The sequence below is a fragment of the Geobacter anodireducens genome (genome assembly GCA_001628815.1).
In the GTDB taxonomy this organism is placed as follows: Bacteria; Desulfobacterota; Desulfuromonadia; order Geobacterales; family Geobacteraceae; genus Geobacter; species Geobacter anodireducens.
On record CP014963.1, the window covers coordinates 3,476,902 to 3,492,529 of the forward strand.

General features: G+C 64.3%; 16 protein-coding genes and 2 pseudogenes. 10 read left to right on the top strand and 8 right to left on the bottom strand.

Annotated elements, in window-relative coordinates:
• Window positions 1-477 precede the first annotated feature (477 nt).
• The 8 genes from A2G06_15980 to A2G06_16015 are packed head-to-tail and all read left to right on the top strand — an operon-like array spanning window position 478 to window position 7,694.
• Window positions 478-1,062 (top strand): heterodisulfide reductase subunit C, encoded by a 585-nt coding sequence (locus A2G06_15980; GenBank protein ID ANA41481.1) that lies wholly within the window; start codon window positions 478-480, stop codon window positions 1,060-1,062.
• Window positions 1,059-1,949, top strand: coding sequence for a heterodisulfide reductase subunit B (locus A2G06_15985; GenBank protein ANA41482.1), 891 nt, complete (start codon window positions 1,059-1,061; stop codon window positions 1,947-1,949). Before A2G06_15980 ends, A2G06_15985 begins: the two co-directional genes overlap by 4 nt.
• Window positions 1,950-3,947, top strand: coding sequence for a disulfide reductase (locus A2G06_15990; GenBank protein ID ANA41483.1), 1,998 nt, complete (start codon window positions 1,950-1,952; stop codon window positions 3,945-3,947).
• Window positions 3,947-4,447: a heterodisulfide reductase subunit D gene (locus tag A2G06_15995; GenBank protein ANA41484.1), complete on the top strand. Its 501-nt coding sequence runs from the start codon at window positions 3,947-3,949 to the stop codon at window positions 4,445-4,447. Before A2G06_15990 ends, A2G06_15995 begins: the two co-directional genes overlap by 1 nt.
• Before the next feature lie 33 nt (window positions 4,448-4,480).
• A complete protein-coding gene (locus tag A2G06_16000) occupies window positions 4,481-5,410 on the top strand; it encodes a Fe-S oxidoreductase (protein ANA41485.1) in 930 nt (309 codons plus the stop codon).
• Between the two features lie 43 nt (window positions 5,411-5,453).
• Entirely contained in the window at window positions 5,454-6,458 is a 1,005-nt protein-coding gene (locus A2G06_16005; protein ANA41486.1) for a heterodisulfide reductase subunit A, read from the top strand.
• A 12-nt stretch (window positions 6,459-6,470) separates the two neighbouring features.
• Complete coding sequence (locus A2G06_16010) at window positions 6,471-6,839, top strand: hypothetical protein (GenBank protein ID ANA41487.1); 369 nt, start codon at window positions 6,471-6,473, stop codon at window positions 6,837-6,839.
• 12 nt (window positions 6,840-6,851) lie between these two features.
• Window positions 6,852-7,694, top strand: coding sequence for a heterodisulfide reductase subunit F (locus A2G06_16015; protein ANA41488.1), 843 nt, complete (start codon window positions 6,852-6,854; stop codon window positions 7,692-7,694).
• Between the two features lie 98 nt (window positions 7,695-7,792).
• On the opposite strand, the gene A2G06_16020 is transcribed toward A2G06_16015, so the two are convergent.
• The 5 genes and pseudogenes from A2G06_16020 to A2G06_16040 all read right to left on the bottom strand — a co-directional run bounded on the left by A2G06_16020 (window position 7,793) and on the right by A2G06_16040 (window position 12,558).
• The gene (locus tag A2G06_16020) at window positions 7,793-8,968 is read right to left on the bottom strand and encodes an aminotransferase class I and II (GenBank protein ANA41489.1); all 1,176 of its coding nucleotides are present in this window, start codon (window positions 8,966-8,968) and stop codon (window positions 7,793-7,795) included.
• Window positions 8,969-8,980: 12 nt separating this feature from the next.
• Entirely contained in the window at window positions 8,981-9,781 is an 801-nt protein-coding gene (locus tag A2G06_16025; GenBank protein ANA41490.1) for a laccase, read from the bottom strand.
• Window positions 9,782-9,783: 2 nt separating this feature from the next.
• Window positions 9,784-10,752: an RNA pseudouridine synthase gene (locus A2G06_16030; GenBank protein ID ANA41491.1), complete on the bottom strand. Its 969-nt coding sequence runs from the start codon at window positions 10,750-10,752 to the stop codon at window positions 9,784-9,786.
• A gap of 84 nt (window positions 10,753-10,836) precedes the next feature.
• A complete protein-coding gene (locus A2G06_16035; GenBank protein ID ANA41492.1) occupies window positions 10,837-11,100 on the bottom strand; it encodes a hypothetical protein in 264 nt (87 codons plus the stop codon).
• A gap of 43 nt (window positions 11,101-11,143) precedes the next feature.
• Window positions 11,144-12,558: pseudogene (locus A2G06_16040) on the bottom strand (peptidase).
• A gap of 181 nt (window positions 12,559-12,739) precedes the next feature.
• On the opposite strand from A2G06_16040, the gene A2G06_16045 reads away from it, so the two are divergent.
• Window positions 12,740-13,330 (top strand): Cro/Cl family transcriptional regulator, encoded by a 591-nt coding sequence (locus tag A2G06_16045; GenBank protein ID ANA41493.1) that lies wholly within the window; start codon window positions 12,740-12,742, stop codon window positions 13,328-13,330.
• Window positions 13,331-13,348: 18 nt separating this feature from the next.
• On the opposite strand, the gene A2G06_16050 is transcribed toward A2G06_16045, so the two are convergent.
• From A2G06_16050 to A2G06_16060, 3 genes are all read right to left on the bottom strand, one after another.
• Entirely contained in the window at window positions 13,349-13,690 is a 342-nt protein-coding gene (locus A2G06_16050) for a pilus assembly protein PilZ (GenBank protein ANA41494.1), read from the bottom strand.
• A 9-nt stretch (window positions 13,691-13,699) separates the two neighbouring features.
• Window positions 13,700-13,897 carry a hypothetical protein gene (locus A2G06_16055; GenBank protein ANA41495.1) on the bottom strand — a complete coding sequence of 66 codons (198 nt, stop codon included), beginning with the start codon at window positions 13,895-13,897 and terminating at the stop codon, window positions 13,700-13,702.
• An 81-nt stretch (window positions 13,898-13,978) separates the two neighbouring features.
• The gene (locus A2G06_16060) at window positions 13,979-14,578 is read right to left on the bottom strand and encodes a hypothetical protein (GenBank protein ID ANA41496.1); all 600 of its coding nucleotides are present in this window, start codon (window positions 14,576-14,578) and stop codon (window positions 13,979-13,981) included.
• A 106-nt stretch (window positions 14,579-14,684) separates the two neighbouring features.
• On the opposite strand from A2G06_16060, the pseudogene A2G06_16065 reads away from it, so the two are divergent.
• Window positions 14,685-15,601: pseudogene (locus A2G06_16065) on the top strand (NADH-binding protein).
• Window positions 15,602-15,628 lie beyond the last annotated feature (27 nt).

The window sequence follows — 15,628 nt, forward strand, 5'->3', positions numbered from 1 at the left end:
CCAGCAATAACAGTCTTAAACGATTAAGATTCGTAATGATCACCACGTATCGCTTCTCCTTCACCAGTCCTCATGGGCAGTTGCAAGCGGCATTTTACCCCGGCTCGCCAAGGAGTTGCATGGCAGACGCAATAGCGGCCTTACCATTTTCACGGCACTTTGATCACATACAAGCTTTCGGCAGATCGCACCGCCGCCATACACCGTTTTACTTTGGCGTTGACAAAGCAGCCTTTCGTGTGATAGCACAATTTATCAAGACTAAAAATCACTCCGGTGCCCGCCCGTCAATACACTGATGACAGTGGCGCCTGTTTAGTAAAAATAAAACGGCTGTTGGCCTTGCTGCCATCCGGCAAGGTCCGCCGGGGCATCATCCTGCCGCATCCGCGGAAGCCCCCCTTCCTCCCGCCCCCAGATCTTGGCCCGTTCACCGTCGCTGTTTTCCTGCGGCCCCACCCGCCACCAGGAGGTAGTGTGAAGCACTCCACGATGCGCCTCTCGACCGAAACCATGAATCTCGGTTTCGTGCGCAAGGTCGAAGCCCTCTCGGGCAGTTCGGTTCGCCGCTGTTTCCAGTGCGGCAAATGTTCGGCCGGCTGTCCCATGCGCTCGTTCATGGAGCACCCCCCCAACCGGATCGTCCGATTCCTCCAACTGGGCCAGTACGAGCGCGTGCTGGCGGGACGCAGCATCTGGTACTGTGCCTCCTGCGAGACCTGCACCACCCGCTGCCCCAACAAGGTGGATCTGGCCGCCATCATGGACGCCCTGCGCAAGTGTTCGTGGGATGCCAAGGGCCCGTCCAAGGAAAGCCTGGTCCAACTGGCGAACCGGCTGTTCATCGAAAACATCCGCACCTACGGCCGCCAGTACGAGATGCGGCTGGCCGCGGTCTTCAACGTGAAAAGCGGCCAGTTCCTCAAGGACCTGATGCTTGGACCGAAGCTGATCACCAAGGGAAAGCTCCGGATGTTCCACCGGAAAAACCGCAACATCGCCGAGATCGAGAACATCTTCGCCCGCATCGAAGCGCTGCGCAAAAAAGGTGAAGCCCCGTGACCCCCGCCAAGAACCTGCTGAACTATTCCTATTATCCCGGCTGCTCCCTCCACGCTTCGGCAAAAGAGTACGACGAGTCGACCCGGGGTCTGTTCCGGGCGCTGAAGATCGGACTCCACGAGGTTCCCGACTGGCTCTGCTGCGGCGCGACCCCGGCCCACAACGTGGACGAGCTCCTCTCCCTCTCCCTCTGTGCTAAAAACCTGTCCTTGGCCGATGAGGTCGGCGGCGACCTGGCCGTGGCCTGCGCCGCCTGCTTTTCGCGCCTGAAGGTGACCCAGCACCGGCTGGCGGACAACGAAGAAAAGCGCCGGCAGGTGGAGTACGCCATCGACGGGAAGGTTTCCTTTGACAAAAAGGTGAAGCATCTCCTGGAAATCCTGGCCAGGGACTTCGGCCTCGACCGGCTCGCGGCAGCCGTGAGAAAGCCGCTGGAGGGGCTCAAAGTGGCCTGCTACTACGGCTGCCTGCTGACCCGGCCGCCCGAGGTGCCGGAGCTGGACGACTGCGAGGCGCCGACCATCATGGAGCGGGTCATCGGCGCCGCCGGCGCCGAGACGGTCACCTGGAGCCACCGGATGGAGTGCTGCGGCGCAAACTTCACCCTTTCGCGCCCCGGCGTGGTGCTGAAGCTCTCCGGCGACATCCTCGCCTCGGCCAAGGCGGCCGGCGCCAACTGCATCCTGGTGGCCTGCCCCCTGTGCCACGGCAACCTGGACATCCGCCAGAAGGAGATCGAGGAGGCCAGCGGCCAGTGGTTCGGCATGCCGGTCTTCTACATGACCCAGCTCCTGGCCCTGGCAGCGGGGGTGGCGCCGGCAAAGCTCGGGTTCGACAGCATGATCGTCAACCCCCTGCCGCTTCTGAAAGAGAAAGGGTTGGTCTAGATGTCCCGAATCGGCGTATTTGTCTGCCATTGCGGCGAAAACATCTCCCGCACCGTTGACGTGGAGCGCGTGGCCGGGGAACTGGCCAAGGTTCCCGGCGTCGCCTTTGCCACCGACTACAAGTACATGTGCTCCGATCCGGGGCAGGGCCTATTGAAGAAGGCGGTGGCCGAGCACCGGCTCGACGGTGTCGTGGTGGCGGCCTGCTCTCCCCGGATGCATGAAAAGACCTTTCGCACCGCGGCCAAGGCGGCCGGCCTGAACCCCTTCCTCTGCGAAATGGCCAACATCCGCGAACACTGTTCCTGGGTCCACGAGGATCGGGACGAGGCAACCGCCAAGGCCATCTCCATCGTTGAGATGATGGTGGCCCGCGTCAAAAAGGACCGGCGGCTCGTGCCGATCACCGTACCGGTTACCAAGCGGGCGCTGGTCATCGGCGGCGGCATCGCCGGCATCCAGGCGGCCCTGGACATAGCCGACGCAGACCACAAGGTGGTGCTCGTGGAGCGTGAGCCCTCCATCGGTGGGCACATGGCCCAGCTCTCCGAGACCTTCCCCACCCTGGACTGTTCCCAGTGCATCATGACCCCCAAGATGGTGGATGTGGCCAACCACCCCAACATCACCCTCCACACCTACAGCGAGATCGAGAGCGTTGACGGCTACATCGGCAACTTCCAGGTGACCATCCGGAAGAAGGCCCGCTCCGTGGACGAGTCAACATGCACCGGCTGCGGGGTCTGCATGGCCAAGTGCCCCCAGAAGAAGATCCCGAACAGTTTCGACAAGAACCTGGGCATGCGCCCCGCCATCTACGTTCCCTTCCCCCAGGCGGTGCCCAACACGCCGGTCATCGACCGGGAAAACTGTACCTATTTCAAGTCGGGAAAGTGCGGTGTCTGCGCCAAGGTCTGCGGCCCCCGGGCAGTGGACTACGAACAGCAGGACCAGCTCATCGTCGAGCCGGCCGGAGCCATCGTGGTTGCCACCGGCTTTTCGCTCTACGACATCGGCCCCAAGCCGGCCGGCTCCCCCATCGAGGGGTACGGCGAGTTCGGCTACGGCACCATCCCCGACGTGATCGACGGGCTCACCTTCGAGCGGCTTGCCTCCGCCTCGGGCCCCACGGGGGGCAAGATCGTCCGCCCCTCGGACGGAAAGGAACCGAAGCAGGTGGTCTTTGTGCAGTGCGTCGGCTCCCGGGCCCGCGAAAAGGGGATTTCCTACTGCTCCAAGATCTGCTGCATGTACACGGCCAAGCACACCATGCTCTACAAGCACAAGGTGCATGACGGCCAGGCCTACGTCTTCTTCATGGACGCGCGGACGCCGGGCAAGAACTACGACGAGTTCTGGCGCCGGGCCATCGAGGAAGAAGAGGCGGTCTACATCAGGGGGATGGTCTCCCGACTCTACCAGAAGGGAGACAAGGTGGTGGTCATGGGGAGCGACGTCCACGTGGGGGTCCAGGTGGAGATCGAAGCGGACCTGGTGGTGCTCGCCACCGCCGTGCAGGCGCGGGAAGGGGCCGATTCCCTCGCCCAGAAGCTCGGCATCTCCTATGACAACTACAACTTCTATTCCGAGGCCCATGCCAAGCTCAAGCCCGTGGAGTGCGCCACCGCCGGGGTCTATCTGGCCGGGGCCTGCCAGGGGCCCAAGGACATCCCCGACACCGTCAGTCAAGCATCGGCTGCAGCGGCAAAGGTCATGACCCTCTTCGCCCGCGACGAGCTGGAGCGGGAGCCCATCGTGGCCAAGGTGGACGAGCGGCGCTGCGTTGCCTGCCTCTACTGCAAGAAGGTCTGCCCTTACGGTGCCGTGGAGGAGAAAGAAATCCGCGACCGCCAGGGGAACCTGATCCGGGTCGTGGCCTACGTGAACCCGGGTGTCTGCGGCGGCTGCGGCACCTGCCAGGCCACCTGCCCATCCAAGAGCGTGGAGCTGGATGGCTACACCGACGAGCAGATCATGGCCATGATCGAGGCGCTCTAATGCACGTACACAAAGAGAAACACGCTTTCGAACCCAAGGTCGTCGCCTTTGTCTGCACTTGGTGTACCTATGCCGGGGCCGACCTGGCCGGGACCTCGCGGATGCACTATCCCGCCAACGTCCGGGTGGTCAAGTTCCCCTGCACCGGCCGGATCGATCCGGTCTTCATCCTCAGGGCATTCCAGAAAGGGGCAGACGGCATCCTGGTATCGGGTTGCCATCCGGGCGACTGCCACTACATGGCCGGCAACTTCCACGCCCGGCGCCGCTTCGCCGCTTTTCGCCAACTCCTGGACTTCATCGGAGTCGATCTTCAGCGGCTCCAGTTCTCCTGGGTTTCGGCCGCCGAGGGGGGAAAGTGGGTTGAGGTGGTTACCGAGCTGACCGAACGGATTCGCGCCCTGGGGCCCATGCCCGAATTCAAGGAACTGGAAGCCGAGGAACACTGGTCCGGGGCTATCGACACGCCCGAGCTCAAGGCCGCGTACAACGACATCTGAAGCCGGCTCCCACGGAGCTTGCAAGGGTTCATCATGACGAATACCGCACATACCATCGACACGGCGCTCTATGACGCCGTCACCGACGCCCTGCGGGCGGAAGCCAAAAAGGTCCTGGAATCGGGCACGGCTGCCGCCGTGATCGGCTGGCAGGCGGGACGCCGCAGGGGAAGCGCCGTGCCGGCCATCGTCACCGATCCCGCCGACGCTGAAAAACTCATTTTTTCCCCCTCCTGCGTCAACAACCTGGCCCTTTACCTGACCAAGGCCAAGAAGGAGGTCCGGGAAAAGGGCACGCTGGCCGTGGTGGCCAAAGGGTGCGACATGAAGGCCCTGGCCGGCCTCATGGGTGAGAACCAGCTCAAGCGCGACGACATCTACATCATCGGCGTGGCCTGTGCCGGGGTCTACGGTCCGGCGGTCCAGGGCAACGCTCCCCTGGACGACAGCACCCTGGCCCGCAAGTGCCGGGAGTGCGCCGCAGAGCTCCCCGAAGGGGCCGATGTATCCTTGGGGACCGTCCCCCGGAGGCCCGCCTTCACCCCCCACGAGGCGGCTGAACTGGCTCGGCTCGAAGCCATGACCCCGGCCGAGCGGTGGGCGTTCTGGAAGGAGCATTTCTCCCGCTGCATCCGCTGCTACGCCTGCCGCCAGGTCTGCCCTTTCTGCTACTGCGAGCAATGCCTCTGCGACCGCAACCGCCCCCAGGCGGTGGAGACCACGCCGCGTCCGGCGGGGAATATGGCCTGGCACATGGTCCGGGCCATGCACCTGGCCGGCCGTTGCGCCGGCTGCGCCGAATGCGAACGGGCGTGCCCCATGGACATCCCGCTCAACCTCCTCAATCGCAAGATGGCCAAGGAGCTGAAGGAACTCTACGGCCACGAGGCTGGCTTCCAGGCAAAGGAAAAGGGACCGTTGGCGGAATACCGGGAAGACGACGATCAATCGTTCATAAAATAACCATGCAGGGGCGCCCGACCGGGCCGCCCCTCCAGGAACCCCCATGCCGAAAATCATCACCGATCAGAATCTCCGCCTTCTCATCGATACGCTCGCGGGCGAGGGCAAACGGGTCATCGGCCCGAAAGCCGTGGGCACCCTGACCCTGTACGAGCCGCTGGCCTCGGCGGAAGAGCTGTCCCTGGGAGAGCTGCCCCGCCGTTCCGCCAAGGAGACCTTTTTCCCCCTGTGCGAGAATATCCTGACCTATGAAAAGAGCAGTTCCGGGACCAGGGTGCACGACATCGACCCGGCCCGCTTCCCGGAGACAGTGCTCATCGGCGCCCGCCCCTGCGACGTGGCGGCGGCCCCGGTGCTCGACGCGGTCTTCTCCTGGGACTTCAAGGACGAATTTTTTCTGGAGCGGCGGCGCAAGACCACGATCATAGGCCTTGCCTGTACCACCGCGGACGATGCCTGTTTCTGCACGGCGGTGGGGCTTTCCCCGGCGGACACCAAGGGGAGCGACCTCTTCCTCACCCCCCTGGCTGGAGGAACCTACCGCTGCGACGTTATTTCCGACAAGGGTGAGGCGCTCCTGACCGCCCATGCCGGGCTCTTTGCCGAGGCGGATGCCGGCGAGCCTGTTCCCCTTGCCGAGCCCCAGCTGGCGCCGCTCGACCTGGACCGGATCAAGGCCTGGCTCGACACCCATTTCGAGGACCCCCTCTGGGAAGAGATCGCCGCCCGCTGTGCCGGCTGCGGCGCCTGTGCCTTTCTTTGCCCCGCCTGCCACTGTTTCGACATCAGCGACGAGGGGAGCGAGAAGCAGGGGGCGCGCCGCAAGCACTGGGACGCCTGCGGTTTCGGTAAATTCACCTACCATGCGTCGGGCCACAACCCCCGCGAGGTACAGCCCCATCGCTACCGCAACCGGATCATGCACAAGTTCAAGTACTACCACGATAAGTTCGGCCAGCGCCTCTGCACCGGCTGCGGACGGTGCATCCGCGCCTGTCCGGTGGGGATCGACATCGCCCAGATCATTGACGACATCAATAACAAGTAAGAGGAGTTCCCCATGGAACGCTTCATCAACATCGATCGTGTTGTCGCCGTCCAGATGACCACGCCGGAGGACAATCCGCTGGTGACCGATGCCAGCCGGATCATGGATGTCTGGTTCAACGGACCGGCCATCCGGAAACAGCTCTTTAAGAAGGTATCCAGAGCGGAGCAGGAACAATTCGCGGCCAACCTGCTGAAGCGCGGCTTCGTGCAGTCCGGCAACCTGCTGATCAATCCCAGGGCAGTTCTGTTCGCGGAAATGGAAAACCACCTGCTGGGTGGCGTGATCACCATCGGCTTCGGAGACAACAACCGCCCCGTGGAGCTCAAGGTAAAGGGCCAGGCATTCTCGGACCTGGCGGCAAAACTGGCGGAAGGATAAAAGGGCTCCACCATGTGCGACCACAAGAATATCTACCTCCCCCACCTGGCAACGATCGAGGAGATCGTTGACGAGACCCCCGACATCCGCACCTTCCGGCTCGTGTTCCAGGATGAACGGGTGCGGGAGCATTTTACCTTCAGGGCCGGCCAGTTTGCCGAGTACTCGGCCTTCGGCGCCGGCGAGGCCACCTTCTGCATCGCCTCGGCCCCCACCCGGCAGGGATACATCGAGTGCTGCTTCCGGGCCGTGGGGCGGGTCACGGAAGCACTGCGATCCCTGGAGCCCGGCGACACCATCGGCGTGCGCGGTCCCTACGGCAACTCGTTTCCCGTCGAAGAGTTCTTCGGCAAGAACCTCGTCTTCGTGGCCGGAGGTATCGCGCTGCCGCCGCTGCGGACGCTCATCTGGCAGTGCCTGGACTGGCGGGAGAAATTCGGCGACATCACCATCGTCTACGGCGCCCGGACCGAGGCCGATCTCGTCTACAAACGGGAACTCAGGGAGTGGGAGGAGCGGGGCGACGTACGCCTGGTAAAGACCGTGGATCCGGGGGGTAATTCCCCCTCATGGGACGGACAGGTGGGCTTTGTGCCGACGGTCCTGGAGCAGGCAGCGCCGGCCGCGGACAACACCATCGCCCTGGTCTGCGGACCGCCCGTCATGATCAAGTTCACCCTTCCCGTGCTGGAGAAGCTGGGATTCGCCGACACGGCAATCTACACGACCCTGGAGAACCGGATGAAGTGCGGCCTTGGCAAGTGCGGCCGCTGCAACGTGGGCAATGTCTATGTCTGCAAGGACGGCCCGGTCTTCACCGCGGCCCAGGTCAAGGCCATGCCCCAGGAGTTCTGAATCGCGAGCGCTTCTGCGCAAAAGCCCCCTGCCATGACATTCGGCAGGGGGCTTTTTTCGTTCCGCGGCAGGCGGATGAAAATCGGAAGAGGAGAACCTCAGGGGGCAAACGAGCGGAATCGCTCCACCGCGCCGGGGATGGCTTCGTCGCGGATGTTGCCGAAGGCGAGCCGGAGGTAGGATTCGAGGCCGGGGCCGAACACTTCGCCGGGGAGGCAGATGATGCCGGCTTCCACGGCCAGCCTGCGGGCAGCCTCCCGGCCGGTGCCCTCCTGCAGGGGATGCCGCACCCAGGCGAAGAAGGTGCCGCTCGCCACGAGGCTGAACGGATTGCCGGGACGGGTAAAGAGCGACCGGAAGAGGTCGTGCCGTCGGGTCATCATGAGCCGGTTCTCTTCCACCCAGCCGTCCAGATGGCTGACCCCGTAGAGCACGGCATGCTGGGTGATGCGCGGCTGGCAGACCGCCATGGTGTCCTGGGCCTTAAGGGCGTGGCCGATGAACTCTTTCGACGCGGCGAGACAGCCGGCCCGGTACCCCGTGAGGGCATAGGTCTTGCCGAAGGACATCAGGTGGATCAGGTGATCCCCCCAGCAGGGGTCCTGGAAAAGATCGTGGGGCCGCTCGCCGCCGGGGATGAAGTCGGCATAGGTTTCGTCCAGGACCAGCGCGATGCCCCGGCGCCGGGCCAACCCGTGGAGTTCCTGGATCGTTTCCGGCGGCGTGACCACGCCGGTGGGGTTGGAGGGGGTCACCAGCAGGATGGCCCTGGTGCGCGGGGTGATGAGACGCTCCACCGCAACGGGGTCAGGCACCCCGCCCCGTTCCTCGTCAAAGGGAAGGTAGACCGGCCTGATGCCCAGGATATCCAGGGCCATGGGATGGTCGAAGTAGGCGGGGAGCGGGACGATCACCTCGTCCCCGGCGCGGCAGAGGGTCACCATGGCGAGCCAGAACGCCTGGCTGGCGCCGATGGTGAGGCAAAGCTGATCCGGATTCATGGCCGCGCCGTAGACCCGGCCGTAGCGGGCGCACACCCCTTCGCGCACCTCGGGGAGCCCCTCGTCGGGCGAGTATTTCGACACCAGCGGATCGTCCAGGAGCGCCGCCAGGTAGTCGGTCAATTGACGGGCCGGCGGATAGTCGGGCACGGCCTGGCACAGATCCACCAGCGGGCGCTCCGGGTCGGGCTCCCGGTGAGCGAGCCAGCTCTTAACCTCGGAGATGGGAGCGCACTGGACTGACCGGATCTGATCGGAAATGGGAAACTTCATCGGCGCCCCGCCCTATCCTTTCAGCATGATGAATCCCATCTGCCGACCAGTATCTCCCTTGTCGCGACGGTAGGAGAAGAACTGCTCCGGCGAACAGCAGACACACTGGCCGCTCGTCTCGATATTTCGCTCCGCAATACCCGAGGCTGCCAGTTGCCGCGCGTTGGCCCGCGCCAGGTCCAGCTGCCACCGGGCCACGCCGCTGAGGGTGGCGACCTCGTCCCACTCGCAGCCCCCCTGGCGGAAGGCCTGGGCAACGGGGGTATCCACCTCGTAGCAGCAGGGGCCGATGGCCGGCCCCACAGCCGCCAGGATGTCCCGGGGATCCGAGCCGAACATGGAGACAAAGGCCTCCACCCCCTTGCGGCAGATGCCCGATGCAGTTCCCTTCCACCCCGCGTGGAGTGCCGCCGCGACGCCCTTCACCGGATCCAGCAGGAGCACCGGCACGCAGTCGGCAACGCAGACGCCGATCATCACACCGGGCTGGTTGGTAATGATCCCGTCGGCTTCCAGCCGTTGGAAGTAGCCGTAATCGGGGTTCGGCGCGTCAATGACCAGCAAGTCGGTCCCATGGACCTGGGTGACGGTCACCAGGCGCTCAACGGTGCCGCCGAAGGCCCGGGCCAGGATGCTGCGGTTCCCCTCCACGCTGTGGGAGGAGTCCGCGGTACCGGTACCCAGGTTGAGGGAATTGTAGGGGGTGCGCGACACCCCTTCGTGGCGGGTGGTGAATCCCTGCACCGCCACACCTGCGGCGGCCAGCAGGGACGGCTCCACGTAATGAACCTTGTCGGCTCGTTTCATCTCCATGATCAGGCTCCTTGTCGTTCCAGATAATCGATAATCCGCGCCATATCCTCGGGCAGCTCAGTGTCGAACTCCAGGAACTCCCCCGTGACCGGGTGGACGAAACCAAGGGTTTTGGCGTGCAGTGCCTGACGTCCCAGTTCCCGGATGAGTTTGCGCAGGACCGGGTCCCTGAGATTGTTGATCCGGCCGGCGCCCCCATAGACCTCGTCCCCCACCAGGGGAAACCCGGCCTCGGCCATGTGCACCCGGATCTGGTGGGTACGCCCCGTTTCCAGCCGGAGCCGCAGCAGCGTCACGCCGGTGAACCGGGCGGCCACCCGCCAGTGGGTGACCGCGTGTTTGCCGTGGCGCGCCGTGCCCGACATCTTCTTCCGGTCCGTGGGATGCCGGCCGATGGCCCCCTCGATCCGTCCCTTGTCCTCGCGGGGCGAGCCGTAGACCAGAGCCAGGTAGACCCTCTTGACCGTGTGGTCGTGGAACTGCCGGGAGAGCGATTCGTGGGCCCGGTCGTTCTTGGCCACCACCAGGATGCCCGAGGTATCCTTGTCGATGCGATGGACGATGCCGGGACGAATCTCGCCGCCAATGCCCGAGAGATCCGTACAGTGGGCCAGAAGGGCGTTGACCAGGGTTCCGCCGGGATTTCCCGCGGCCGGGTGGACCACCATGCCCGCCGGCTTGTGGACCACAATCACGTCGCCATCTTCGTGGAGGACGACCAGCGGGATCTCTTCCGCTTCAGGCACTGCGGGGGCCGGCGGCGGCACCGTCACCACCACCCGCTCGCCACCCCGGAGCTTGAGAGACGGCTTCTCGACGCGATCGTCCACCGTCACCCGCCCCTCTTCGATGAGGCGCTGGGCCGCCGAACGGGTTATTCCCTGGACCGAGCGGGCCACGAACTGGTCGAGCCGTTCCGCTTCACCTTCCGTCGGCACCGACAGATCGTATCGCTCCCCTTGTCTCTCCACCCCTGATCCTTTCCGCCCCTGAACAGGACGGGGGCGCGACCGCCGGCCGTGCCCCCGTCCGAACCCTTTCCCGCTTTTCCGCCCCTACCAGATGGCCGACTCGATCTTGCCCGCCCGCTTGATCAGGACATCAACCAGGGCCAGGTCGAAAATGCCGGTTCCCGCCAGTTCAGGCGCCACCCGCGAGGCGAAATGCTGGCGCCCCTCCTCGATCTCTTCGGCCAGCAGATCGAAGATGGTGTCGTTCTTGATCCCCTGCTCGACCTTTTCCCGGTTGTAGATGGCAATGTCCGAGATGATGGCGCGGGCGAGGCGGCGGGCCTGGTCGGGATTGTCGATCATTGTCATGGTATGTCCTCTGTCGTTGGCTGGCCCATGAGCCGGAAGTCCGCTACCTGAGCCTGAGGGAGAAATAGATGCTCGCGTCGCCACGGCGCACCAGAAGCACTACCGAACCGCGCCGGGCCGCCTCGCGCATGGCGCGGTCGTACTCTGCCAGGTTCGCCACGGGACGCCGGTTCACCGCCACGATCACGTCCCCCTCCCGGATGCCCGCCTCGCCGGCGGCGCTCCCATCGTCCACCTGGACCACCAGGACGCCGGCGAAACCTTCCTGCCGATATTCGCGGGGAAGTTCCTCCACGGCAAGGCCAAGGGTGTCGGGCGCCCCTCCCTGGGGCCGCGCCTGCCGTGCCTGGGCACTGTCGGAGCTGGCCGTCGCCAGGGAGAGCTGAACCTCTTTCCCGTCCCGGAAGACTACCACCGGTACCTTTGTCCCCGGCGCCGTGTCGCCCACCACCCGCTGGAGGTGCTGGGCATCCTTGATCTCCTTGCCGGCGAACCTGAGGATGATGTCCCCCTGCCGGATGCCGGCAGTTGCCGCCGGGCTCCCTGCCACCACGTCGCTCACCAGGACGCCCTGGGCCTTTTTCAGGCCGAATTCCTTGGCAAGGTCGTCGGTGACCGGCTGGATGGTGACGCCGAGCCAGCCGCGGGTGACCTTGCCCTTGGTGATGAGCTGGGTGACGATCTGCTTGGCCATGTTGACCGGGATGGCAAAGCCGATCCCCTGGCCGGCGGCCACGATGGCGGTGTTGATGCCGATCACCTCGCCGTGGACGTTCAGCAGCGGCCCTCCCGAATTGCCCGGGTTGATGGAGGCATCGGTCTGGATGAAGTCCTCATAGGTCTCTATCCCCATGTTGGAGCGGCCGGTGGCCGACACCACGCCGACGGTCACGGTCCGGTCCAGGCCGAAGGGGTTGCCGATGGCCACCGCCCACTGCCCCACCTGGAGCTTGTCCGAATCGCCCAGGACCGCCACGGGAAGTTCCTCCCGCGAGTCGATCTTGATGACCGCGATGTCGGTCTTGGGGTCGCTGCCGACGATGCGGCCGTCGTAGACGTTCTCATTGGAGAGCTTGACCTTGATGCTTTCGGCGTCGCGCACCACGTGGTCATTGGTGACGATGTACCTTCCCGGTTGATGATGAAGCCAGAGCCGAGGCTCTGCTCACGCCGGAACCGGGGGCGGCTGTCGAAGAAATCATTGAAAAAGGGGGAAAACTCGAAGAAGGGCTGCTCGATCTTTCTCCGGCTGACGGTGGAGATGTTCACGACCGACGGGGTCACCTTCTTGACCAGCTCGACGAAGGCCTGCTGGGTGGCAAGGATGTCCCTGGGCACCTCCTTGACCGGCGCGTCGGCACGGCCCGACTCATAGAAGAGCTTTTCTTCCTTCTTCGTGCAGGCGGTGAGCGTTGTGACAAAGAGCAGCGATATCAGGAGCAGACGACGGACGAACATGCAAAGAACCTCGCTCATACCGGTTCATGGGAGCTGATCGCTCTAAACCTTTGAAAGAGTAGCCAATATGCCCGGGGATGTCAACGCCCTTTCGGCGCCGAGCCGCGCCCCACGGCCATTCGGATTAGCACTTGACGCTCCCGCGGGAGTTGACCTATAACGGGCAGGAGAGGAGTTCACCGTGGACGACATCAAATCCCAGATCAAGGAATTGCGGCTCGGCGCCAAGATCAGAAAGCTCCGTCAGGAGCGACGGCTCACCCTCCAGGAACTGTCCGAGCTCTCGGGCCTCTCGAAACCCCTTCTTTCCCAGATCGAAAACGATCAGGTCACCCCTCCCATTGCCACGTTGCTCAAGATATCCAAGGGACTGAAGGTGGGCATCCACTACTTCTTCGAAGAGGAAGAAGACCAGCAGAAAGTGGTGCTGACCCGGGCAGCTCAGCAGCAGCCGACCCGACGCCGCTCAGGCAACGACGCGCCCCATGGCTACATCTATCGGTCCCTGGCCCCGGGTATCAGGCACAAGCCCATGGAACCGTTCCTGGTGGAGTTCGAACTGACCGACTGGAGCGACAGCTTCTTCTACCGGCACGACGGCTTCGAGTTCATCTACCTGCTCGACGGAGAGCTGGAATTCCACTACGGCAGCGATGTCATGCGGCTCCTGCCGGGGGACAGCATCTACTACGATTCCTCGGAGCCCCACGGCTACGTGTCGGTGGGAGAGGAACGGGCTCGGGCGGTGGCGGTTCTCTATACCCGGGACTGACCCGGTCCGGCCGAACGCCTAAGGCGCGGGCCGTTCCCGCTGCCGCTGCTCCAGCAGCAGTCGCACGAACTCACGCAACGTCTCCCGGCCCTGGGCATCCAGCTCCACGAACCGCAGGCCCATGGCTCCTTCCGGCTCCAGGCGGCTCCAGACCACCTGGGCCTTCAGGGTCACGGCACTGGCCGAGCGGGGGGTGAAAAACTGAAGGATAACGCTGCGCCCCACCGGCAGCGGGTCCTCCGTAATGACCGCTACCCCCTCGTCCGACAGATCAAAGGTGTAGAGGCAGGTGGCTCCGTCCATTTCCACGAGCCAGCACCCCACCTCCACCGACAGCCGCTTGCACTTTCGTCCTTCCACGGCACTCCCCTACTCGGGCACTTCCTCGCAGTCGGCAGCAACCCAACTGTCCAACTGGCCGTTCTGCAGCCGAACCTGAATGGTCCCCCCCTCCTCGGTGCAGCCGAAGGTGAAGCCGATCTCGCCGGTCTTCACGTTCCGTACCCTGACATTCTCTTCCTTGCGTTCAGTGCGGTTGCATACCGCTGTGCGGTCCTGCTCTTTCATGGCGTCCCTCCCTCGGGTTCGGTACTGACGAAAAAAGCCTAGCACGGGCCATCCGCTTTGCAACCGGGTCCGCCGGGGACACTACAACTCCTCCCCGTCACGGACCCGCGCCCTGACCACCCGCACGCACCCCCCGCTCCCGGCCAGGTCAGCATACACCCGCGCCAGGAAGCGGACCGTCACCACTTTGTGGATGTAAGCCTGCGTGAAGCGATAGAGCCATTTCCGAAGCCGCGACGGCTCACTGCTCCCGAGCAGCAGGGGGCAGTAGTCGGTCAGCCGCAGGGTGAGACGCACACCGGAAGCGTCGTCATCCAGCATGAACGAAAGCTCTCCGCGATCGCACTGGCGGGCCTGAACCAGGAATCCGCCGCAGATGCGGAGGGTGAGCGCCTCATGGCCGGGGCCCTCCTGTCGTATCGGCGGGGTAAAGAGAATCAGGCTCCGGCCCGTGCCGGCCAGGCGGAAGGCGATGCCGTCCGCCGCGACAACCGGCCGGATCAGGGTAAGCGTGAAGCGCCGGATGTAGGCAAGGTACCGCTCAAGGAGAAACTCAGCGGAAAGCCGCGGACGGAGGTCTGAGGGTACCGTCGTCCACTGGACCGAGAATACAGAGGAATCCTCCATGAGGATCTGCTGGCAGGCTATCTCTCTCGTGAACAGACCTTCCGTATTGCTCATCGCCCCCTCCCGCCACAACCATACCACAGCCGCCGGCCCTTGTCTTACGGCAGAAGCGTGTACAATTGATAGATAGATTTCCGCCGCCATCTGCCCAGGAGGAATTATGAACCCCGGAGAAGGGATCGTATTGGTCACCGGTGCAACCGGATTTATCGGCAAGAGGCTCGTGTCGGCCCTGCTGGCCGGCGGCCACCGGGTGCGCTGTCTCGTCCGGCGGCCCGATGCCCCGCTTCCCCACGGGGCAGAGCGGGTGGTGGGCGACATCCTTACCCGCGAAGGCTCGATGCCGCCCTGGCAGGGGTTGACACCGCCTTCTACCTGGTTCATTCCATGGCAGGCGGCCGGGCCGGGTTTGAGCGGCGGGACCGGGAGGCGGCGGAGAATTTTGTAGCCGCGGGCAACCGGGCGGGCCTGAGGCGGGCCATCTACCTCGGGGGGCTCGGCGAGACGGGCGACCACCTGTCGGAGCACTTGGCGAGCCGCCTCGAAGTGGCCGCCATTCTGGGGCGGGGCTCGTTCCGCACCACGTTCCTGCGGGCAGCCATCATCATCGGCGCCGGCGGCGCTTCCTTCGAGATGATCCGGGCACTGGTGGAGCGCCTGCCGGTCATGATCACTCCCCGGTGGGTCTCCACGCGCTGCCAGCCCATTGCCGTGGGAGACGTCATCCGCTACCTGACCGGCTGCCTGGAGGACGAGCGGACCACGGGCGAAACCTTCGATATCGGCGGTCCCGACATCCTCACCTATCGGGAGATGATGGAACGACTCGCAGGGGTTGAGAAAACATTCACCATGATCCTGTCAGTGCCGCTGCTGACTCCCAGACTTTCGTCCTACTGGGTGGGTCTTGTCACGCCGGTACGCCCCTCTATCGCCATCCCGCTCATCGAGGGGTTGAAAAACGAGGTCATCTGCCGCGAAAGCCGAATTCGCGATCTCATCCCCTTCCCGCTCACCGCCTACGAGCGGGCCGTGACGATCGCGCTTGCGGAAGATACGGGGAATGATTACAATTAGTGCCGCTTTAAGCTGCACCCACAGAAT